Here is a 19136-nt window from a genome sequence, read left to right on the forward strand (position 1 = left end):
AGGTCAGGGTCGGCCGCGCTGTCCGCGCAGGTGCTCCGCGATCGGCTTGAGCGCCTTGCTGAGCTCGGTCAGTGCCTCGGGGGAGAGCAGGTCGATGAAGTGCCTGCGCACCGACGCCACATGGTGCGGGGCGACCTTCTGCATGGTCTCCATGCCGTGGTCGGTGAGGACGGCGTAGAGCCCGCGGCGGTCGGACTCGCAGTTCTCGCGCCGCACCAGGTTCGCGTTCTCCATGCGCGTGATCTGGTGGGAGAGGCGGCTCTTGGACTGCAGGGTGGCGGACGCGAGGTCGCTCATCCGCATCCGTACGTCCTCGGACTCGGAGAGGTTCACCAGGATCTCGTAGTCGTTCATTGTCAGGCCGAACGGCTGGAGGTCCCTCTCGAGCTGGTACGTCAACAGCCTGTTGACCTCCAGGTGGGTGCGCCAGGCGCACTGCTCCGCATCGGTCAGCCAGCGCGTGGCCGTCTCGGTCTCCATAAATGAAGTCTACCTAAAATGTTGAAAAGCGAACTAGTGAGGGCGGTGTGACAGTGCGCACGCGTTCGAAGTCGTCACACTCCGCAGACTACCGCTCACAGCCCGAAGCGACGCTGGAGGTCTCCCAGCTGTCCGGGAAGGCGCGGTGTGCCGGCTTGCGGTGAGCCACCTGTGGAACCACCGCTTCCGGGCACCCCCGCCTGATGCGGAACGACCCCCGTCGCCTGCTCGGCCATGAGGGCCTCGGAGGACTGCAGAAGCACCGTGCCGGCGCCCACGAACTCGAACTGGTGCTCCTCTCCGGAGGCCCCTCCGAGGCCTGTCATCGCACGTAGACCGCCCATCAGGCCGGTCATGTAGCCGTAGTCGTAGTGATGGCACGGGGAGGGGCAGTCGGCCCAGCCGACGAGCGCCTGGGGATCCACCCGGATCGGGGGCTCCATGAACACCACCGGACCGTTAGATGCGGCCACGAACTTTCCGGTTCCGATCAGTGTCAGAAAACCTGGCACGATCGACTGCTTCAGCGAAAGACTTGGCTGAAAAGCGAGCAGGTTGCCTGAGCGAATGGTCAAGTTGCCGTCGGTGAGGTCGTACGAATTCACGTCGAAGGCCCGGTCGGCGAGGAGCATCTTGCCCGAACCCTCGGCCACGACCCAGTCGCTCGCGTGCAGAGGCGAATGGAACGACGTACGCACCAGACGGTCCAGTCGGCCGTGCCCGATGCCGTTGAAGTCGATCGAACCGTAGTAGGCGATCATCTTCCCCTTCTGCAGGAACCACTGGGTTCCCTTGAGCTCGACGCAGAAGGTGTAGGGATTGACCTTGTCGTCGGACGGCAGGGTCGTCGGGTCGTGGACGACGGGACCCGCGCCCGGGTAGGTGCTCACAGCTTCTCCTCCGAGGCCTGGACGTACACCGCACCGCTGCCGCTGAGCTCCAGCTGGAAGGCCTCGCCGGAGCCCCGGCCCACCATGTCCCGCCAGCCGAGGGCGGTCGACAGCTTGTTGCGCACGTCGCCGTGGTGGGCGACGTAGGCCTGCGGGTCGACGTGGACCGGGCGCTGGGGCGTGATCGGGATCTCCAGCACACCGCCGTGCGCCATGACGGCGACCGCGCCGTGTCCCTTCAGGGTCGTGGTGAACAGTCCCTGGCCGGTGACCTGGCCGCGGACCATGCCCATCACGCCGCCCTGCGAGCCCAGGAACATCGTGCCCTGCTCCAGGGTGCCCTCGAAGGCCAGCAGCCGGTCCGCCTCGACGCACAGGGTGTCGCCGGTGAGGGCGATCACCTGGACGTGGTGGCCGCCGTGCCCGAACAGGACGGTGCCGCTGCCCTCGACGGTCATCAGCGGGGTGGCCTCGCCGGCGACCCGGCGTCCGACCATCGACATCAGACCGCCCTGGCCGCCCGTGGTGTTGGGGGTGAAGGACACCTCGCCCCGGTAGGCGAGCATCGCGCCGCGCTGGCTGAACAGCCGCTGCCCGGGCGTCACGGTCGCCTCGACCATCTTGGAGTTGATCTCACGCAAGGCCATGTCAGACGTCCCCCGCGATCGTGTTCCGCTCGCTCGGCTGCACGTAGACCAGGCCGTCACCCTCGAAGCGGATCTGGAAGGCCTCGCCGCCGCCCTCGCCCATCAGCGTGCGGAAGGTCACGCCCGACTGGAAGGACTGCCGCAGGTCGCCCTGGTGGGCGATGTACGCCCCGGGGTCGACGGTCAGCGGGTACCGCGCGCTCACCCGCAGCACGACCGCCGGGCCGTCCGAGGTGATCGCCGCCTGTCCGTGCCCCTCGACGGTCGTGGTGAACAGGCCGTTGCCCTGCGAGGCCCCGCGCACTCCGGTGAACGTGGTGCCGGTGCGCAGTCCGCCGTCGGTGGCGAGCAGATTGCTCGACTCCACGTACAGCTTGTCCCCCTGGAGGCCGACGAGGTTGATCTCGGACGCCCGGTCCGCGAACCAGCAGGTCCCGTGTCCCTTCACCTCCATCACCGTCAGCTGCTCGCCGGTGATGCGCCGGGTCACCATGCCCCGGATGCCCTCACCGCCGCCGCTCATCTTCTTGAACGCCATCTGTCCGTCGTACGCGACCATCGAGCCGTTCTTCGCCTTCACGGCGTCCCCGGTCATCTCGACGGCGAGCACCTTGCTGCCCTGAAGTCGGAACATCGCCACGCAGCGAAGGTAGCCGCGAGGGGCTGCCGCCGAACAGGGCCCGGAGGGGGAGATGGACCCTGAATGTGCCCTTAGGGGCGGTGTGCGAGTGGTTCCGTGGGACCCCGGCCCGGACCACCCCCGCCCGTTTGCCACAATGGACGAACGTTTGTGCATGCGTTCACAAACCCCCGCCGTTTCTTCCACCGAAGGTGACCCGTGGACATCAAGACCGCCACCGCCCTCCGCCGCCTCCGCCTCGTCTCCGCGCCCGAGGCGGTCTCCTTCCTCCTCCTGCTGGTCTGCTCGGTGCTGAAGCGGACCACGGACTTCAACGCGGTGCCCGTGATGGGCGCGATCCACGGCTTCCTGTTCATCGTCTACGTGATCTTCTGGGCCGACGCCTGGAACCGCGCGAAGTGGCCCTTCGGGACCGCCGCCCTCTACTTCGTCCTCTCCGTCCTGCCCGCCGGCGGCTTCTTCGCCGAGCGCAGGCTCAAGCGGGAGACCGAGGACGCGGTCATCGCCTCCCGCGCCCGCCAGGAGGGCGCGGTGAAGGCCTCGTGATCGTCGCCTTCTCCGTGACGCCGCTCGGTGTCGGCGAGGAAGTGGGGGAGTACGTCGCCGATGCCGTCCGTGTGGTCCGCGAGTCCGGCCTGCCCCACCGCACCGACGCCATGTTCACCTCGGTCGAGGGCGAGTGGGACGAGGTCATGGACGTCGTGAAGCGTGCGGTCGCCGCCGTCGAGGCGCGCGCCCCGCGCGTATCCCTGGTCCTCAAGGCGGACGTCCGCCCCGGAGTGACCGACGGTCTGACCTCCAAGGTGGAGACGATCGAGCGGTACCTCGCCGCCGAGTAGTCGCCGAGCATCACCGGGAACCCCGGCCCCGCGCGGGCCGGGGTTTTCTTGTGCCCAGGGTTTGAGCAGTCGCTCAAAACCGTGTACCTTCCCGATCAGGGAGTTTGAGCAGTCGCTCAAACAACGGGCTGACCTGGGGGAACAGCATGGGCCACACCGGTCTGTACATAGAAGCGCGGATCCGCGCCGACCTCGACGACCTGTGGTCACGCACACAGGAGCCGTCCCAGCACCAACGCTGGGACCTCCGCTTCACCGAGATCCACCACCTCCCGCGCGCGGAGGGCGAACCGCAGCGCTTCCGCTACGCCACGCGCGTGCTGCCCTTCCTCACCGTCGCCGGCACCGGAGTCTCGGCCGGCGAGAAGGAACGCCCCGACGGCACCCGCACCTCCGCCCTGCGCTTCTCCTCCGCCCACCCGCTCTCCCTGCTCGCCGAGGGCAGCGGCTACTGGCGTTACGTCCCCGACGGCGACGGCGTCCGCTTCCTCACCGGCTACGACTACCGCCCCCGCTGGGGCGCCCTCGGCGCACTCGCCGACCGTCTGCTGTTCCGCCCGCTCATGGGCTGGGCAACGGCCTGGTCCTTCGACCGGCTGCGGCTGTGGCTGGAGTCCGGCGTCACCCCGGAGCGGGCCCGCCGGAACTGGCTGACGGAGCTGCTGGTCCGTGCCCTGCTGCTGGCCGCCACGGCCACGGGCCTGGTCACCGAGTCCGTCCTGCCCGCCTTCGGGCCGCTGGCCGCGCCGATGGCGTTCCTGTGGCCGCTCCTGCTGGCGGTCGTGTGCTGTCTGACCCTGGTCGCGCCCCCGCTGCCCAGCACCCCGGCCGCCCGCCGCTGCCTGCGCCGACCGCCGACGCGCGCGCGGGCCCCCCGACTCCTGCACACCCTCGAGGACCCGCGATGACCTCCATCTTCCGTACCGCCATGGGCGCCGACTTCGACCGACTGCACCCGCAGCTCCAGCGCCGCTTCTCCGTGGGCCTGAGCAGCGGGGAGGCCTGCACCGGCCGGGGTGTCATGGACCGCGTCTGGCACGGCGGGGCCTTCGTGAAGCCGTTCCTCGCCCTCGGCACCACCCGCAACATCCTCGTCCCGCGAGCGGGGCGCCGGGTGCCCTTCGTGATCGAGAACGTGCCGTACACCGACGGCTTCGGGCGTGAGACGGTGAGCTTCGTGCGCACCTTCGACCTGCCCGGCCGGCCTCGCCGCTTCGACGCCCAGATGGTGCTGGGCCCCCGCGGCGACCGGGTCCTCGACTACCTCGGCACCCACCAGCACCTCGCCACGGACCTGTACTTCAGCGCCGAGCCCGACGGATCGCTCCTCATCCGCTCCGGCGAACACCGGTTCCGGGAGGGCGTGGTGGACGTCCGGGTGCCCGAACTGATCGGCGCGACGGCCGAGGTGCGCGAGTCCTACGACGACGCCACCGGCCGGTTCCGCATCCGGGTCCGGGTGGAGAACCGGTACTTCGGGCCGCTCTTCGGCTACGAGGGCTCCTTCCGCGCCACCTACACCGACATCCGGCACTGCGGCGTACGACCCGGTCTGCGCCCGGTGCGCGAGGAGGCGCGCGCGTGAGCCCGGAGACCGCCAAGTCCCTGGAGACGAAGACCAAGCTCCTCGACGGCGCGCTGCGGACCTTGACCGAGCAGGGCATCGCCAAGACGTCGGCGCGTACGGTCGCGGCGGCCGCCGGGGTCAACCAGGCTCTGGTCTTCTACCACTTCGGCTCCCTGAACGACCTGCTCGCGGCGGCCTGCCGGTACGGCGCCGAACAGCGGGTCGCGCGCTACCGCGACCGCTTCGACACGATCACCTCGCTCTCCGAACTCCTCGCCTTCGGGCGTGAGATGCACGAGGAGGAACGGGCCTTCGGCCATGTCTCCCTGCTCGGCCAGCTGCTCGCCGGCGCCCAGACCCACGAGAGCCTCGGCAGCGCCACCGTCGCCGGACTCGACCTGTGGATCACCGAGATCGAGAAGGTCCTCGACCGGGTCCTGGCGCACACCCCGTTCGGCGAGTTCGTGGACCCGCCCGGTCTCGCGCGGGCGGTCGCGGCGTCGTTCGTGGGCATCGAGCTGTACGAAGGCGCGGACCCGGAGGGGGCGGGCGCGGCGCTGGACGCGCTGGAACAGCTCGGGCGCCTGGTCGCCGCGCTGGACGACCTGGGGCCGGTGGCCCAGCGCGCGGTCCGGCACCGCCTGCGACGCACCCAGCGCTGAGCCGCCGGGGCGCAACGCCGTGCCGTGCCGGGGGCCTCCGGCCGGTGGCCGGGGGCGGGAACGTCAGCCGCTTCCTCTCCTGCGCCGCACGGTACCGGTGACCGCTCCTCACCTTCGCCGTGGCGGTAGAGCCCCGCGCTCTCGTCGCACCGGCCATCAGGCGCCCCGAGCCTGGGCGCGACGACTGCTGGGCACCGCCGCCGCTCTGTCCGGCTGTGTCGTAGTCGTACGTTGCGGGCGCCCGCTGGGCCGGATCGGGGCACGGTCTGCCCGGTGAGGGCGGCCTCTCGGTGGCGCAGGCGTCGTCCTGGCCGGCACCCCCGCCCACCGCCCGGCCGATCCCTGCCCCTCCCGCCGAGAGTGTCGCGGCGTTCGATTTCGGCGGCAGTACGGGTGCCCTGCCCGCTCACACCCGTCGTCCGGCGCCGCGACCTCAACGCCCCCCGCAACCCCGCCCTGAAGCGAACGGGTCGGCCGGACGGCGCGGTGGCCGTTCGGCGGCTGACGGGCACCCACCTGGACGCCCTCAGTTCGACATGCCCCGATATCTCCACTTGTGTAGGGGTATCGGCGCGATCGTCGATGACTCCTCACTCACTGGAGGGCGCTGTGCGGCCGGAGGGCTATGACTACGACACCCACAGCCAACTCGCCGGCCCGCTCACCGAGCCGGCCGGCGCGGGGTACCGGGTGCAGTACGCCTCGCTACTCGCCCGTGAGCCGCACCGAATACGAGCCGTCCTCCTGATGACCCTGGCGCCCCTGCTCACCGGCGCCCTGCTGGTCTACCTCATCTGGCCGACCCACTGGGTGGAACGCGAGGGCGCCGACCGCTGGCTGATCGGCCTCGACGTCACCATGCTCATATCGATCGGGCTCATCGAGCTCTTCATGGTCGTCAACGTCGCGTCCGTCGCCCACGCCACCCTGGTGGCCCGCGACCCCGTCCCGGTCACGCCCGAACCCGGCACCCGCGTCGCCTTCCTCACGACCTACGTCCCGGGCAAGGAACCCCTCTCCATGGTCCGGGCCACCCTCGAGGGCGCCGCCCGGATCACCCACCCCGGCCCCCTGGACATCTGGCTCCTCGACGAGGGCGACGACGACCTGGCCAAGGCCCTCTGCGCCGAACTCGGCGTCCGCCACTTCACCCGCCTCGGTGTCCCGGAGTGGAACCGGACGGAGGGCGTCCACAAGGCCCGCACCAAGCACGGGAACTACAACGCGTGGATCGCCATGCACGGTGGCGACTACGACTTCTTCGCCTCCGTCGACACCGACCACGTCCCGCTCCCCAACTTCCTGGAACGGATGATGGGCTACTTCCGCGACCCGGACGTCGCCTTCGTGGTCGGCCCCCAGGTGTACGGCAACTACCACAACCCCGTCACCAAGGCCGCCGAGTCCCAGCAGTTCCTCTTCCACGCGCTCATCCAGCGCGCCGGAAACCGCTACCGCGCCCCCATGTTCGTCGGCACCAACAACGTCGTACGGATTTCCGCCATCCGCCAGATCGGCGGGCTGTACGACTCCATCACCGAGGACATGGCCACCGGCTTCGAACTGCACCGGCACCGCAACCCGAGAACCGGCGTCCACTGGCGGTCCGTCTACACCCCGGACGTACTCGCCGTCGGCGAGGGACCGGCCTCCTGGACCGACTTCTTCACCCAGCAGATGCGCTGGTCACGGGGGACCTACGAGACCCTGTTCAAGCAGTACCGGAAGGCGCCGTTCAGCATGCCGGCCGGCCGCCTCTTCTCGTACACCATGATGCTCGTCTACTACCCCATGACGGCCGTCAACTGGTTCCTCGGCATCCTCAGCTGCTCCCTCTTCCTCTGGTTCGGCGCCTCCGGCACCCAGGTCGCCGCGTCGGTCTGGATGATGCTCTACAGCGACGCGGCCGCCCTCCAGATCGGCCTCTACCTGTGGAACCGCCGGCACAACGTCTCCCCGCACGAGCCGCGGGGCTCCGGCGGACTCGCCGGCATGGCGATGTCCGCGCTCTCCGCGCCGATCTACCTCAAGTCCTTCGGCGAGGCGCTGCTCCGCCGTCCCAGCCGGTTCGTCGTCACCCCCAAGGGCGGGGACGCGAGCCCCGACCGGCTGCTCACCTTCCGCATCCATCTGGGCTGGGCCGCGCTGCTCGCCGTCTCGCTCGTCGCCTCGTCGGTCCTCGACCACACCCATGCCGCCATGCGCACCTGGGCGGTGCTGGCCATGGCCATCTCCCTGGCACCGGTGGCGGTATGGGCCTGCACCCAGCACGCGGAGCGCCGCGCGCGGCAGGCGCCGTGCCCCGCCCCACGGCCCGTCGAGGGCACCGAGCCCGCCCTCGCCACCAGCGGCGCGACCGCCCCCGGCAGTACGACAGGAGGCAACTAGCCCATGGCCTACCAGCCCTCCCAGAAGACCAAGAAGACCGTCCTCGGCATCGGCGGCATCGCCATCCTGGCCGGCCTCAACGCCCCGGCCGCACTGGACTTCGCGGGCGAGCGGTACCACGAGTACAAGATCGCCCAGCCCGCCTACAAGGCCCGGTACGGCTCCTGGACGCAGGTCGACATCCCCGAGGAGTACCGCACCAACGCCATCCACGCGGCGCTGCTGCACACCGGCAAGGTGCTGATCGTGGCCGGCTCGGGCAACGAGCAGAAGAAGTTCGACAAGGGCTCCTTCGACACCGTCCTGTGGGACCCGCAGAAGAACACCTTCAAGAAGATCCCGACGCCCGACGACTTCTTCTGCTCCGGCCACGCCCAGCTCCCCGACGGCCGCCTGCTGGTGGCCGGAGGGACGGCCCGCTACGAACTCCTCGACGGCGAGGTCGAGCGGGCCGGCGGCGGCATGCGGGTCAAGAACGAGAGCCCCGACAAGGCCGTGTTCCTGAAGAAGGGCACCCGCTTCCGCTCACCCGCGGGCGTCGAGTACGTCACCCGGTTCGACGTCACCGTCCCCAAGGCCAAGCGCACCTTCAAGGTGACGTACACCAGGTCCGGCGCGATGCGGCCCTGGCAGACCAAGGTCACCGCCAGTGAGGCCCGGGTCTTCGTGGAGGCCGTGGAGAAGGGCCCTCTGTCGGTCACCGACACCCAGGCGCAGTACGAGGTCGTCGGGCTGACCGGCCGGGACGCGGACAACGTCTACGGCCTCTCCGAGAAGATCACGCTGGAGAAGCAGGACTTCCAGGGCATCCGCGCCGCCTACGAGTTCGACCCCGTCGCCGAGAAGTACATCCCCGTCGAGCCCATGGACAAGGCCCGCTGGTACCCCACCCTGGTCGGACTGGACGACGGACGGGTCCTGGCCGTGTCGGGGCTGGACGACGTCGGTGTGGTCGACCCGGGGGACAACGAGATCTACGACCCGGAGACCAAGACATGGTCCCCGGGTCCCAAGCGGTACTTCCCCACCTATCCGGCCCTCTTCCTCACCAAGGGCGGCAAGCTCTTCTACCCGGCGGCCAACGCCGGCTACGGCCCGGACACCATGGGGCGCGAACCGGGGCTGTGGGACCTGAAGTCCAACACCTTCCAGAAGGTGCCCGGCCTGCGCGACCCGGACGAGACCGAGACCGCCGCATCCCTCCTGCTGCCCCCCGCCCAGGACCAGAAGGTGATGATCCTCGGCGGCGGAGGCGTCGGCGAGTCGAAGAAGTCCACGCCGCGCACGGCCGTCGTCGACCTGAAGAAGGACAACCCCGTCTTCGAGGACGGCCCCGACCTCCCCCAAGGCACCCGCTACCTGAACAGCGTCATCATGCCGGACGACACCGTCTTCACGTCGAACGGCTCCGAGGACTACCGCGGGCGCAGCGCCAGCAACATCCTCAAGGCGCAGTTCTATCTGCCCAAGGAGAACGTCTTCCGGGAGGCCGCCGCCCCCAAGGTGGGCCGCAACTACCACTCCGAGGCACTGCTGCTGCCCGACGGCCGGGTCGCCACCTTCGGCTCCGACCCCCTCTTCGACGACCAGCAGAACACCAAGCTCGGCCACTTCGAGCAGCGGATGGAGGTCTTCACCCCGCCCGCCCTGCACCGCAACGGCGCCGACCGCCCCGTACTGAAGGACGGACCGAAGCGCCTCGACCCCGAGCACCGGGCGGTCTTCCGCACCGACCACCCGGAACGGATCGTCAAGGCCCGCCTGATGCGCCCCAGCGCGGTCACCCACACCACGGACGTCGAGCAGCGGTCCATCGAGCTCGGCCTGACCAAGGGCGCCCGCTCGGTGACGGTCACCGTGCCGAAGGACCCGGCGCTGGTGCCGCCCGGCTGGTACATGCTGTTCGTCACCGACGCGGAGGGCACCCCGTCCGTGGCGCACTGGATCAAGGTGAAGTGACCCACCCGCAGTGCTGTGCCCGGCCTACCCGGCGGCGGAGTTGCGCGCCAGCCCCAGCGCGTACTCCGGCCACCACTGCCCGGCCTTCGGACCGCCCGCGCAGGTCCCGTCCGACTCCCCGGGGCGCTTCACCCACAGATAGGCGTCCAGGGCGGGCTCGCCGGTGTCCGTCGAGGGCGGGGTGCCGAGGGCGCGCCCCGGCGGGTTGCACCAGACACCGGGCAGCGGGCCGTTGCCGTTGCGGCTGGTGTCGATGACGAAGTGCTTGCCGCCGAGGCTGCGGGACAGCTGCAGGCCGTACTCCTTGGTGACCGCGTCGGTCTGGAAGTTGGAGACGTTCAGCGCGAAGCCGTCCGCGTCGGCGATCCCGGCCCGCCGCAGCGGCTCGACCAGCTTGGCCGGCTCCTTGATCCAGGACGGGTTGCCCGCGTCCAGGTACACCGTGGTGTGCGGCTGCTGCTTGAACCGGCGGATCGCCTCGCCCAGCAGCTGCTCGCGCTCGGCGTGGAGCTCGGCCGGTGTGCAGCCGTCCACGATGTGCGCCACCGCGTCCGGCTCCAGCACGACCAGCGCCTTGCTCCGGCCGAGCGCGGTCGCGAACTTCTCGATCCAGCTCCGGTACGCGTCGGCGTCCGCTGCCCCGCCCGCCGAGTGCTGTCCGCAGTCCCGGTGCGGGATGTCGTACGCCACGAAGAGCGCGGTCCGCCCCTCCTTGGTGGCCGCCTCGGTGGCCCGGCGGACCGCGGGGCCGGGGTCGCTCTCGGCGGGCGGCCACAGCGCGGCCGGCCGGTCGGCGATCCGGCGCAGCAGCCGCGCGTCCTCGGTGCGGCCGTCGCGTTCCCACTGCGCGATCTGCCGGGCGGCCGGACTGTCGGGGTCGACCCAGAACGGTGAGGCGGACGCCGGGTTCCCGTTTCTGGAGGCGGCGCCGGCGACGGAGGCCTCGTCGACGTCGGACCCGGGGGCGCAGCCCGCCGCGAGTCCGAGCACCGCGAGAGCCGCGAGGGTATGGATCAGCCGGGGCATGCTGCTCCCTTGGTGAGGGGGTGACGGTCAGTGGCGACAGGTGACGATGTGTCATCAATCGTTGCATAGCGGTGCTAATCACCCTGGAAAAGACATGGCGCACACGGGCTCGGGCGGGTCGACCGAGGAGCGAGACAGGGCTGACCGCCATGTGACCGGCCGGTAAGGTCTGGTGCCGTGCCGAAGCCGCTCAGTCTTCCCTTCGACCCCATCGCCCGCGCCGACGAACTCTGGAAGCAGCGCTGGGGAAACGTGCCGTCCATGGCCGCGATCACCTCGATCATGCGCGCCCAGCAGATCCTGCTCGCCGAGGTCGACGCGGTGGTCAAGCCGTACGGGCTGACCTTCGCCCGGTACGAGGCGCTGGTGCTGCTCAACTTCTCCAAGGCCGGCGAGCTGACGATGTCCAAGATCGGCGAGCGGCTGATGGTGCACCCCACGTCGGTGACCAACACCGTCGACCGGCTGGTCAGATCGGGCCTGGTCGCCAAGCGCCCCAACCCCAACGACGGGCGCGGCACGCTCGCCTCCATCACCGAGAAGGGCCGCGAGGTGGTCGAGGCGGCCACGCGCGACCTGATGGCGATGGACTTCGGTCTCGGGGTGTACGACGCGGAGGAGTGCGGGGAGATCTTCGCCATGCTGCGCCCGCTGCGCATCGCCGCGCACGACTTCGAGGAGCAGTGACCCGGGGAAAGATCGCCCGGAACGGGCGGTTACGCTCGACCGTATGAAAAAGAGCGTGCTGACCCGCTACCGCGTCATGGCCTACGTCACCGGTGTGCTGCTGGTGCTGCTGTGCCTGTGCATGATCGGCAAGTACGTGCTGGACGTGGACGGCGCGGCGGACGCGACCCGGGTCGTCTCCATCGCGCACGGCTGGCTGTACGTCCTCTACCTGGTCTTCGCCTTCGACCTGGGCTCCAAGGCGAGGTGGCCGGTGGCCAAGCAGCTCTGGGTGCTGCTGGCGGGGACGATCCCGACGGCCGCGTTCTTCGTGGAGCGGAAGATCAGCCGCGAGCTGGACGCCCAGGTGGCCGAGGACTCGCCCGCGGTCGCCAAGGCGTAACCGCCCCCACCGCCGGACGGCCTCGACCGTCCGGCGGTTCTTGCTGGTGTCTTGCTAGGGCAACCCCCGCGAATGGCCGACAGCCATCGACATTTACTAGGACGTCCTAGTAATTTGGAGTCATGGACGCTGACGCCATCGAGGAGGGCCGCCGTCGCTGGCAGGCCCGGTACGACGCCGCACGCAAGCGCGACGCTGACTTCACCACGCTCTCCGGGGACCCCGTGGAGCCGGTGTACGGTCCCCGTCCCGGGGACACCTATGAGGGCTTCGAGCGGATCGGCTGGCCCGGGGAGTACCCCTTCACCCGAGGTCTGCACCCGACCGGCTACCGCGGGCGTACCTGGACCATCCGGCAGTTCGCCGGGTTCGGCAACGCCGAGCAGACCAACGAGCGGTACAAGATGATCCTCGCCAACGGCGGCGGGGGGCTGTCGGTCGCCTTCGACATGCCGACGCTGATGGGCCGCGACTCGGACGACCCGCGCTCGCTGGGCGAGGTCGGCCACTGCGGGGTGGCGATCGACTCGGCGGCGGACATGGAGGTCCTGTTCAAGGACATCCCGCTGGGGGATGTCACGACCTCGATGACGATCAGCGGCCCGGCGGTGCCGGTGTTCTGCATGTACCTGGTGGCGGCGGAGCGCCAGGGCGTGGACCCGGCCGTGCTGAACGGCACGCTCCAGACGGACATCTTCAAGGAGTACATCGCCCAGAAGGAGTGGCTCTTCCAGCCCGAGCCGCATCTGCGGCTGATCGGCGACCTCATGGAGTACTGCGCGGCCGGCATCCCCGCCTACAAGCCGCTGTCGGTCTCCGGCTACCACATCCGCGAGGCCGGGGCGACGGCCGCGCAGGAGCTGGCGTACACGCTGGCGGACGGCTTCGGCTACGTCGAGCTCGGCCTGTCCCGGGGTCTGGACGTGGACGTGTTCGCCCCCGGCCTGTCCTTCTTCTTCGACGCGCACCTCGACTTCTTCGAGGAGATCGCCAAGTTCCGTGCGGCGCGGCGCATCTGGGCCCGGTGGATGCGGGACGTCTACGGCGCCGCCTCGGACAAGGCCCAGTGGCTGCGCTTCCACACGCAGACGGCGGGTGTCTCGCTGACGGCTCAGCAGCCGTACAACAACGTCGTGCGTACGGCGGTGGAGGCGCTCGCGGCGGTGCTGGGCGGGACGAACTCGCTGCACACGAACGCGCTGGACGAGACGCTGGCGCTGCCGAGCGAGCAGGCGGCGGAGATCGCGCTGCGCACCCAGCAGGTGCTGATGGAGGAGACCGGCGTCGCGAACGTCGCGGACCCGCTGGGCGGTGCCTGGTACGTCGAGCAGCTCACGGACCGCATCGAGGCGGACGCGGAGAAGATCTTCGACCAGATCAAGGAGCGGGGGCTGCGGGCGCACCCCGACGGCCGCCATCCGATCGGCCCGATCACCTCCGGGATCCTCCGGGGGATCGAGGACGGCTGGTTCACCGGCGAGATCGCGGAGTCGGCGTTCCAGTACCAGCGGTCCCTGGAGAAGGGTGACAAGAAGGTGGTGGGCGTGAACGTCCACACCGGGTCCGTCACCGGCGACCTGGAGATCCTGCGGGTGAGCCACGAGGTGGAGCGGGAGCAGGTGCGCGAGCTCGCCGGGCGCAGGGCGGCCCGGGACGAGGCGGCGGTGCGCTCCGCGCTGGACGCGATGCTCGGGGCGGCCCGGGACGGGTCCAACATGATCGGGCCGATGCTGGACGCCGTACGGGCCGAGGCGACGCTGGGCGAGATCTGCGGGGTGCTGCGGGACGAGTGGGGGGTGTACACGGAGCCCGCCGGGTTCTGACCCAAAGACCGGCTTCGGCCGCCGGGGGAGCGGTCGGCACCTCCCCCGGCGGCCGAAGCCGGCCTCACTGCGCGGCCGTTGCCGCCAGCCCCGCCACCAGTACCTTCGTGAAACCCCGTACCCACTCCTCGTCCACCGGTTCCGCGCTGACCAGACAGCGGTGGACCACCGCGCCGGCGACCACGTCGAAGATGAGGTCCACCGTGCGGGCCGCCTCCGACTCGTCCCTCTCCAGCGGGAGTTCGCCGCGCGCCTGGGCCCGTTCCCTGCCCTCCAGGACGAGGCGCTTCTGCCGGTCGACGATGGAGGTGCGGATGCGTTCGCGCAGCGCTTCGTCGCGGGTGGACTCCGCGACCACCGCCATCAGGCCGCTCTTCGCCTCCGGGCGGGCCAGGATCGCCGCGAACTGCAGCACCACTCCCTCGATGTCCGCGCCCAGCGTGCCGCGGTCGGGGAGTTCGAGTTCGTCGAAGAGCTCGGCCACGGCGTCGACCACCAGCTCGTTCTTGCCCGCCCAGCGGCGGTAGAGCGTCGTCTTCGCGACCCCGGCCCGGACGGCCACGTCCGACAGGGTCAGCTTCGACCAGCCCAGCTCCACCAGCGCCTCCCGCGTCGCCGCGAGGATCGCGGCGTCCGCCGCCGCGCTGCGGGGACGCCCGGTGGCACGTGGGGCGGGAAGGCTGCTCTGCATCCCCAGACCATAACCACCGAGGTTCCCGTTGCCGCCGTGAGAGAGATCACCGGAGCACGCTGTACCGGAGGCACCCGATGCCATTACGCTACGACTCGTAGCGAAACCACTGGCGTGGGGTGGGGACCCGGCGTCCGATCGGCTTTTCTCAACGCTTTTCACTCGCGCGCGAAGACGGGGGAGGATAGACGCATGCAGCCACGGAACATGTCCATGAGCGGAGTCGTCGACCTCGCCGCGGTGAAGGCGGCCCAAGAGGCCAAGGCGAAGGCGGAGCAGGCGCGCGCCGAAGCCGCCCGGCAGGGCGGGGGAGGGGCCGTGTCGCCCGCCGACCTCGTCCTCGACGTCGACGAGGCCGGGTTCGAGCGAGACGTACTTCAGCGGTCCACCGAGGTGCCCGTCGTCATCGACTTCTGGGCCGAGTGGTGCCAGCCCTGCAAGCAGCTCAGCCCCGTCCTGGAGCGGCTCGCCGTCGAGTACAACGGCCGCTTCGTCCTTGCCAAGATCGACGTCGACGCCAACCAGATGCTGATGCAGCAGTTCGGAGTGCAGGGCATCCCGGCCGTGTTCGCCGTCGTCGCAGGCCAGGCGCTCCCGCTCTTCCAGGGTGCGGCCGGCGAGGCGCAGATCCGGGGGACCCTCGACCAGTTGGTGACGGTGGCCGAGCAGCGCTTCGGGCTCACCGGTCTCGCCGTCGACCCGGAGGCCGACCCCGGCGCCGCCCAGCCGGCGCCCGCGGCACCGGCCGGCCCCTACGACGCGCTGCTGGAGGCCGCCGTACAGGCCCTCGACGCGGGGGACTTCGGCGGGGCGGTCCAGGCCTACAAGAACGTGCTGAGCGACGACCCGGGGAACACCGAGGCGAAACTGGGTCTGGCGCAGGCCGAGTTGCTGCAGCGGGTGCAGGGCGCCGACCCGGCGCGGGTGCGCAAGGAGGCGGCGGACCGGCCGGCCGATCCGCAGGCGCAGATCGCCGCCGCCGACCTGGACCTGGTGGGCGGTCACGTGGAGGACGCCTTCGGGCGGCTCATCGACACCGTGCAGCGCACCGCGGGCGACGAGCGGGAGTCCGTACGCCTGCGGCTGCTGGAGCTGTTCGAGGTCGTCGGAGCCGATGACCCGCGAGTGGCGGCGGCGCGCAGGGCGCTCGCGCGCGCTCTCTTCTGACCGGGGTGCGAGCCCCGCTCTGACCAGTCACTAAACGCGAGGGCACGTGTTGCCCGAGTGAAATAACTGCCGACGGAGCATCAGAGCGGCCGCGCTTTGCCAAATCTTGGCAATCGCGGCCGCTGTTACTTCCAGTAAGTCGAGGGCGTTGTTCTGTCGGCTTCTGTCCGGCCATTCCGGGACATGTCCGCCCTCCTTGCGCCACCCTCCGTCGATCTCCGAGACCGGTGGGTCGTTGTTCGGTTATCCGGCCGTTACTAGCGAGTAACGAACCCCCTTGTGCACGCGCCGAGAATGCACCACGATCGGCGACGCTCGGTCCATTCCCGAACTACCCGACAGCCGGTCGGGTCACGGGAGTCCAGGGTCCCCACCGAGCAGAGCCGGCGGCAGTGGCGCCGGCTCTCGGGCAGGGGGGTCTTCGCCACCAGGCGAAGCCTGTCCAGCAAGGTTGTGCGTGATGCGTGTCAGGCGCGACCAGTGGTTGTCGCTCGGGGGTGATCGCCGGTGATTCGGGCGCGTTTCGCGCTGCCGAGCGCGGGCGCTCTCCTTACCGAGGACGTAGCACTTCTCCCATCCCTGCCCGGCTGAGCCGCCGCGTTCGACAGCGGCAGTCAGGGCCAGGAGATGTACGTCCGAGAAGGAGGAAATATGGAGTCCCAGGTGCGTGGCGGGACCAGATGGAAGCGGTTCGCCGTCGTGATGGTGCCCAGCGTGGCCGCCACGGCTGCGATAGGTGTCGCCCTCGCGCAGGGCGCTCTGGCCGCATCGTTCAGCGTGTCGGGCCAGTCGTTCAAGGTGACGACCAAGCAGCTCGACGGTACGGGCTTCAGCCAGTACGGCGCCCTTGACGAGGGCTACACGCTCAGCGGCAAGAAGACGGTTCACCCCGTCGCGGTCTCGGCCTTCAAGACCGCGACCATCAACAGCCTGTGCCAGTCGGTCGTCACCCCCGACATCCCGATCCTCGGGAGTGTCAGCCTCATCCTGCGGGCCGGCCAGGACCCGAACAAGCCGGTCGAGGCCGAGAACCTGTACATCGACGTGGCCGAGCTCGAGGCCGACGCGACGTTCAAGGGCATCGACATCGGCGTGGCCGCGAAGGACGCCACCAAGGGTCCGGGCATGAAGGGCGGCAAGGAGCAGTCCAACCCGTTCGGCTTCGCGCAGCAGGCCGACTCGGTCGTGCTGAAGGACGTGAAGCAGACGGCGTGGGCGACCACCGCCGGAACCTTCAAGCTCAGCGGTCTGTCGATGAAGCTGTCGACGGGTGTCAAGGAGTGCTACTAAGCACTCGCTGACGGGCGGGGGAGCCGATGGCGCCCCCGCCCGTCCACACTCCGGCCGTGTCCGCACATCCCCGGCTCGAGCCGTACAACTCACCACCACAGCAAAGCCGTACCAGGGAGCTGTTTTCCATGAGCGCCGAGACTCCTGCCGTACCCGGCCGCGACGAGCACTACCTCCGGGTCATCAGGCGCAACTTCCGCGCCTGGCGGGGCGAGAGGCCTTTCTGGGCCGGTCTGTTCGTCATCCTCGGCGGACTCCCCATCGCCTACTTCCCGTACGCGAACCTCCAGATCGGTCACCTGACGCTGGCGATGGCCACCACCGCGGGCGCCGGGTCCCTGATCATCGGTGTGCTGCTCGTCGTCCTCGGCGTCAGCCTCTGGTTCCAGAAGCACGTACGCACCTTCGCGGGTGTCGCGGCGATCCTGCTGGGGCTGGTGTCCCTCCCGGTGTCCAACCTCGGCGGCTTCCTGATCGGCTTCCTGCTCGCCCTCGTCGGCGGCGCGATGGCCGTGTCGTGGGCGCCGGGTGAGCCGCAGGAGCCGCAGCCGGTGGCGGCGCCGGTGGCCACGGCCGAGCAGCACGACGCCCCCGCGGGCGCGCTCCCGGCCGAGCCGGACGCGGAGAACGATCTGTCAGGAACGAGCCCGGCGAACGGGGCGAACGGGAGGCACAGTGCCGGCTGACGAGGTGACCCACGGGACTGATGTGGAGTCCCGTGCGAGAACCGGGCCGCGGCACGCGGCTCCCAAGAAGCCGCTGTTCACCCGGTTCCACATGCCGGCCGGCAAGGCGATAGCCCTGGCCGCGATGCCGACCGCGGTCCTCATGGGGATGGGCTTCACGCCGACGCTCGCCAACGCGGAGGACCAGCCCGCCGCCAAGAGCCTGACGGCCGACGAGTACAAGGACTGCGTGGCCGCCCTGGAGGGCGAGACCGCGTCCCCGTCGCCGTCCGCGAGCGCCAGTGAATCCCCCGCCGAGGACGACACGGCGGAACCGACACCCACCCCGTCGGCCTCCACGAGTGAGCCCTCTTCGCCGGATTCAGGTTCCGACGACGAGGCCGAGCCCACGCCGTCCGCGTCCGAGAGCAGGACCACCGAGCCGCAGGCCGGTGCCGAGGAGAGCCAGACCGCCTCCCCGTCGCCGTCGCCCACCGCGTCCGACGGCAATGTGCTGGAGGACATCGGCGACGCCCTCGAGGGCATCCTCACCGGCGGCGAGGACGAGACGGCGAGCGCGAGCCCGTCGCCCTCGGCCACCCCGTCGGCCTCCGAGTCGCCGAGCGTCGAAGCCTCCGACCCGGTCAAGGAGACCACCGACGAGGTCACCGACACGGCCGAGGACGCGGTCGACGACGCCACCGACGCGGCGTCGGAGGCGGCCGAGGACACCGGCGAGGCGGCGGAGGACGCGGCCGACGAGGCCACCGCCACTCCCACCGCCACCCCGAGCCCGTCGGAGAGCGCCACCACCGACCCCGAGGACTGCCCGGCCGCCACGGACGACGTGGGCGGGGTCGACAACACCGTTCCGCTGCCCGACGACCCGTGGTACCTGAACGCCAGCTCGCTGCTGCTCAAGGGCGCCGACTACCAGGGCATCGTCAAGGTGAAGACGGCCAACGGCACCACCAAGGAAGTGCTGAAGTACGTCATCTCCGACGGCACCGACATCGGCGATCTGCACCAGACGGTGCAGGACCCGCAGTCGGGCAAGACGTACCACGTGCAGGCGGGCGCCGGGACGACGTCGACGATCCGCGACGGCGAGACGATCATGTACACCGAGTCCATCTCCGGCAATCTGCTGGGGCTGATCCCGGTGACCTTCGACCCGGAGCACCCGCCGCCGCTGAACATACCGCTGATCTACTTCACCAAGGTGAAGGTCGTGCAGGCCGGCCAGTTCGGCGGAACCCTGCACGTGCCGGGGCTGCATCAGTTCATCACCGACTGAGCACCCCCCGAGACCCGTCCGGGAGCCGCACAACGC

General features: G+C 70.1%; 20 protein-coding genes. 14 read left to right on the plus strand and 6 right to left on the minus strand.

Annotation, left to right across the window (positions count from 1 at the left end; genetic code table 11):
- Positions 1–3: 3 nt before the first annotated feature.
- The 4 genes from M8H82_RS20210 to M8H82_RS20225 form a co-directional block, all read right to left on the minus strand.
- Positions 4–480, minus strand: a complete 477-nt coding sequence (locus tag M8H82_RS20210) for a MarR family winged helix-turn-helix transcriptional regulator (RefSeq protein WP_250076061.1) — start codon at positions 478–480, stop codon at positions 4–6.
- Between the two features lie 95 nt (positions 481–575).
- Positions 576–1370 carry an AIM24 family protein gene (locus M8H82_RS20215; RefSeq protein WP_250076064.1) on the minus strand — a complete coding sequence of 265 codons (795 nt, stop codon included), beginning with the start codon at positions 1368–1370 and terminating at the stop codon, positions 576–578.
- Positions 1367–2017, minus strand: a complete 651-nt coding sequence (locus M8H82_RS20220) for an AIM24 family protein (RefSeq protein WP_250076067.1) — start codon at positions 2015–2017, stop codon at positions 1367–1369. Before M8H82_RS20220 ends, M8H82_RS20215 begins: the two co-directional genes overlap by 4 nt.
- A 1-nt stretch (position 2018) precedes the next feature.
- Positions 2019–2651 carry an AIM24 family protein gene (locus M8H82_RS20225; RefSeq protein ID WP_250076159.1) on the minus strand — a complete coding sequence of 211 codons (633 nt, stop codon included), beginning with the start codon at positions 2649–2651 and terminating at the stop codon, positions 2019–2021.
- Positions 2652–2855: 204 nt separating this feature from the next.
- Here M8H82_RS20225 and M8H82_RS20230 point away from each other — a divergent pair, with 204 nt between their 5' ends.
- From M8H82_RS20230 to M8H82_RS20260, 7 genes are all read left to right on the plus strand, one after another.
- Positions 2856–3203 (plus strand): DUF3817 domain-containing protein, encoded by a 348-nt coding sequence (locus M8H82_RS20230; protein ID WP_250076070.1) that lies wholly within the window; start codon positions 2856–2858, stop codon positions 3201–3203.
- Complete coding sequence (locus M8H82_RS20235; protein ID WP_250076072.1) at positions 3200–3496, plus strand: MTH1187 family thiamine-binding protein; 297 nt, start codon at positions 3200–3202, stop codon at positions 3494–3496. The genes M8H82_RS20230 and M8H82_RS20235 overlap by 4 nt, the downstream gene beginning before the upstream one ends.
- Positions 3497–3642: 146 nt before the next feature.
- Positions 3643–4404, plus strand: a complete 762-nt coding sequence (locus M8H82_RS20240; RefSeq protein WP_250076161.1) for a hypothetical protein — start codon at positions 3643–3645, stop codon at positions 4402–4404.
- On the plus strand, positions 4401–5081 hold the full coding sequence (locus tag M8H82_RS20245; RefSeq protein WP_250076074.1) for a DUF4166 domain-containing protein: 681 nt from the start codon (positions 4401–4403) through the stop codon (positions 5079–5081). Before M8H82_RS20240 ends, M8H82_RS20245 begins: the two co-directional genes overlap by 4 nt.
- Positions 5078–5725 carry a TetR/AcrR family transcriptional regulator gene (locus tag M8H82_RS20250; protein ID WP_250076076.1) on the plus strand — a complete coding sequence of 216 codons (648 nt, stop codon included), beginning with the start codon at positions 5078–5080 and terminating at the stop codon, positions 5723–5725. Before M8H82_RS20245 ends, M8H82_RS20250 begins: the two co-directional genes overlap by 4 nt.
- Positions 5726–6307: 582 nt before the next feature.
- Positions 6308–8113 (plus strand): glycosyltransferase family 2 protein, encoded by a 1806-nt coding sequence (locus tag M8H82_RS20255; RefSeq protein ID WP_250076078.1) that lies wholly within the window; start codon positions 6308–6310, stop codon positions 8111–8113.
- A 3-nt stretch (positions 8114–8116) separates the two neighbouring features.
- Positions 8117–10072, plus strand: coding sequence for a kelch motif-containing protein (locus M8H82_RS20260; protein WP_250076079.1), 1956 nt, complete (start codon positions 8117–8119; stop codon positions 10070–10072).
- 24 nt (positions 10073–10096) lie between these two features.
- On the opposite strand, the gene M8H82_RS20265 is transcribed toward M8H82_RS20260, so the two are convergent.
- Positions 10097–11098: a glycoside hydrolase family 6 protein gene (locus M8H82_RS20265; protein WP_250076082.1), complete on the minus strand. Its 1002-nt coding sequence runs from the start codon at positions 11096–11098 to the stop codon at positions 10097–10099.
- Positions 11099–11275: 177 nt separating this feature from the next.
- On the opposite strand from M8H82_RS20265, the gene M8H82_RS20270 reads away from it, so the two are divergent.
- From M8H82_RS20270 to M8H82_RS20280, 3 genes are all read left to right on the plus strand, one after another.
- Positions 11276–11785: a MarR family transcriptional regulator gene (locus M8H82_RS20270; protein WP_250076084.1), complete on the plus strand. Its 510-nt coding sequence runs from the start codon at positions 11276–11278 to the stop codon at positions 11783–11785.
- A gap of 43 nt (positions 11786–11828) precedes the next feature.
- Positions 11829–12167, plus strand: coding sequence for a DUF3817 domain-containing protein (locus tag M8H82_RS20275; protein WP_250076086.1), 339 nt, complete (start codon positions 11829–11831; stop codon positions 12165–12167).
- Between the two features lie 122 nt (positions 12168–12289).
- Entirely contained in the window at positions 12290–13990 is a 1701-nt protein-coding gene (locus M8H82_RS20280; RefSeq protein WP_250076088.1) for a methylmalonyl-CoA mutase, read from the plus strand.
- Between the two features lie 64 nt (positions 13991–14054).
- Here the strand turns inward: M8H82_RS20280 and M8H82_RS20285 are convergent, their stop codons facing one another.
- A complete protein-coding gene (locus M8H82_RS20285) occupies positions 14055–14681 on the minus strand; it encodes a TetR/AcrR family transcriptional regulator (protein WP_250076090.1) in 627 nt (208 codons plus the stop codon).
- A gap of 192 nt (positions 14682–14873) precedes the next feature.
- Between M8H82_RS20285 and M8H82_RS20290 the strand changes: the two genes are divergently transcribed.
- The 4 genes from M8H82_RS20290 (at position 14874) to M8H82_RS20305 (ending at position 19100) form a co-directional block, all read left to right on the plus strand.
- Complete coding sequence (locus M8H82_RS20290; RefSeq protein WP_250076092.1) at positions 14874–15848, plus strand: tetratricopeptide repeat protein; 975 nt, start codon at positions 14874–14876, stop codon at positions 15846–15848.
- 651 nt (positions 15849–16499) lie between these two features.
- Positions 16500–17138: a DUF6230 family protein gene (locus M8H82_RS20295; RefSeq protein WP_250076094.1), complete on the plus strand. Its 639-nt coding sequence runs from the start codon at positions 16500–16502 to the stop codon at positions 17136–17138.
- Positions 17139–17266: 128 nt separating this feature from the next.
- A complete protein-coding gene (locus M8H82_RS20300; protein ID WP_250076096.1) occupies positions 17267–17824 on the plus strand; it encodes a DUF6114 domain-containing protein in 558 nt (185 codons plus the stop codon).
- Positions 17814–19100, plus strand: coding sequence for a hypothetical protein (locus M8H82_RS20305; RefSeq protein WP_250076098.1), 1287 nt, complete (start codon positions 17814–17816; stop codon positions 19098–19100). Before M8H82_RS20300 ends, M8H82_RS20305 begins: the two co-directional genes overlap by 11 nt.
- The last annotated feature ends 36 nt before the right edge of the window (positions 19101–19136 follow it).

The organism is Streptomyces sp. YS415 (assembly GCF_023544665.1).
In the GTDB taxonomy this organism is placed as follows: domain Bacteria; phylum Actinomycetota; class Actinomycetes; order Streptomycetales; family Streptomycetaceae; genus Streptomyces.

What these genes read in the sequence shown, in the direction of transcription:
- M8H82_RS20300 (WP_250076096.1), top strand. Translation starts at nt 17,267, where the DNA reads ATGAGCGCCGAGACTCCTGCCGTACCCGGCCGCGACGAGCACTACCTC.
- M8H82_RS20285 (WP_250076090.1), bottom strand. Translation starts at nt 14,681, where the DNA reads ATGCAGAGCAGCCTTCCCGCCCCACGTGCCACCGGGCGTCCCCGCAGC.
- M8H82_RS20210 (WP_250076061.1), bottom strand. Translation starts at nt 480, where the DNA reads ATGGAGACCGAGACGGCCACGCGCTGGCTGACCGATGCGGAGCAGTGC.
- M8H82_RS20225 (WP_250076159.1), bottom strand. Translation starts at nt 2,651, where the DNA reads ATGTTCCGACTTCAGGGCAGCAAGGTGCTCGCCGTCGAGATGACCGGG.
- M8H82_RS20245 (WP_250076074.1), top strand. Translation starts at nt 4,401, where the DNA reads ATGACCTCCATCTTCCGTACCGCCATGGGCGCCGACTTCGACCGACTG.
- M8H82_RS20275 (WP_250076086.1), top strand. Translation starts at nt 11,829, where the DNA reads ATGAAAAAGAGCGTGCTGACCCGCTACCGCGTCATGGCCTACGTCACC.
- M8H82_RS20255 (WP_250076078.1), top strand. Translation starts at nt 6,308, where the DNA reads ATGACTCCTCACTCACTGGAGGGCGCTGTGCGGCCGGAGGGCTATGAC.
- M8H82_RS20290 (WP_250076092.1), top strand. Translation starts at nt 14,874, where the DNA reads ATGCAGCCACGGAACATGTCCATGAGCGGAGTCGTCGACCTCGCCGCG.
- M8H82_RS20220 (WP_250076067.1), bottom strand. Translation starts at nt 2,017, where the DNA reads ATGGCCTTGCGTGAGATCAACTCCAAGATGGTCGAGGCGACCGTGACG.
- M8H82_RS20280 (WP_250076088.1), top strand. Translation starts at nt 12,290, where the DNA reads ATGGACGCTGACGCCATCGAGGAGGGCCGCCGTCGCTGGCAGGCCCGG.
- M8H82_RS20260 (WP_250076079.1), top strand. Translation starts at nt 8,117, where the DNA reads ATGGCCTACCAGCCCTCCCAGAAGACCAAGAAGACCGTCCTCGGCATC.
- M8H82_RS20295 (WP_250076094.1), top strand. Translation starts at nt 16,500, where the DNA reads ATGGAGTCCCAGGTGCGTGGCGGGACCAGATGGAAGCGGTTCGCCGTC.
- M8H82_RS20240 (WP_250076161.1), top strand. Translation starts at nt 3,643, where the DNA reads ATGGGCCACACCGGTCTGTACATAGAAGCGCGGATCCGCGCCGACCTC.
- M8H82_RS20265 (WP_250076082.1), bottom strand. Translation starts at nt 11,098, where the DNA reads ATGCCCCGGCTGATCCATACCCTCGCGGCTCTCGCGGTGCTCGGACTC.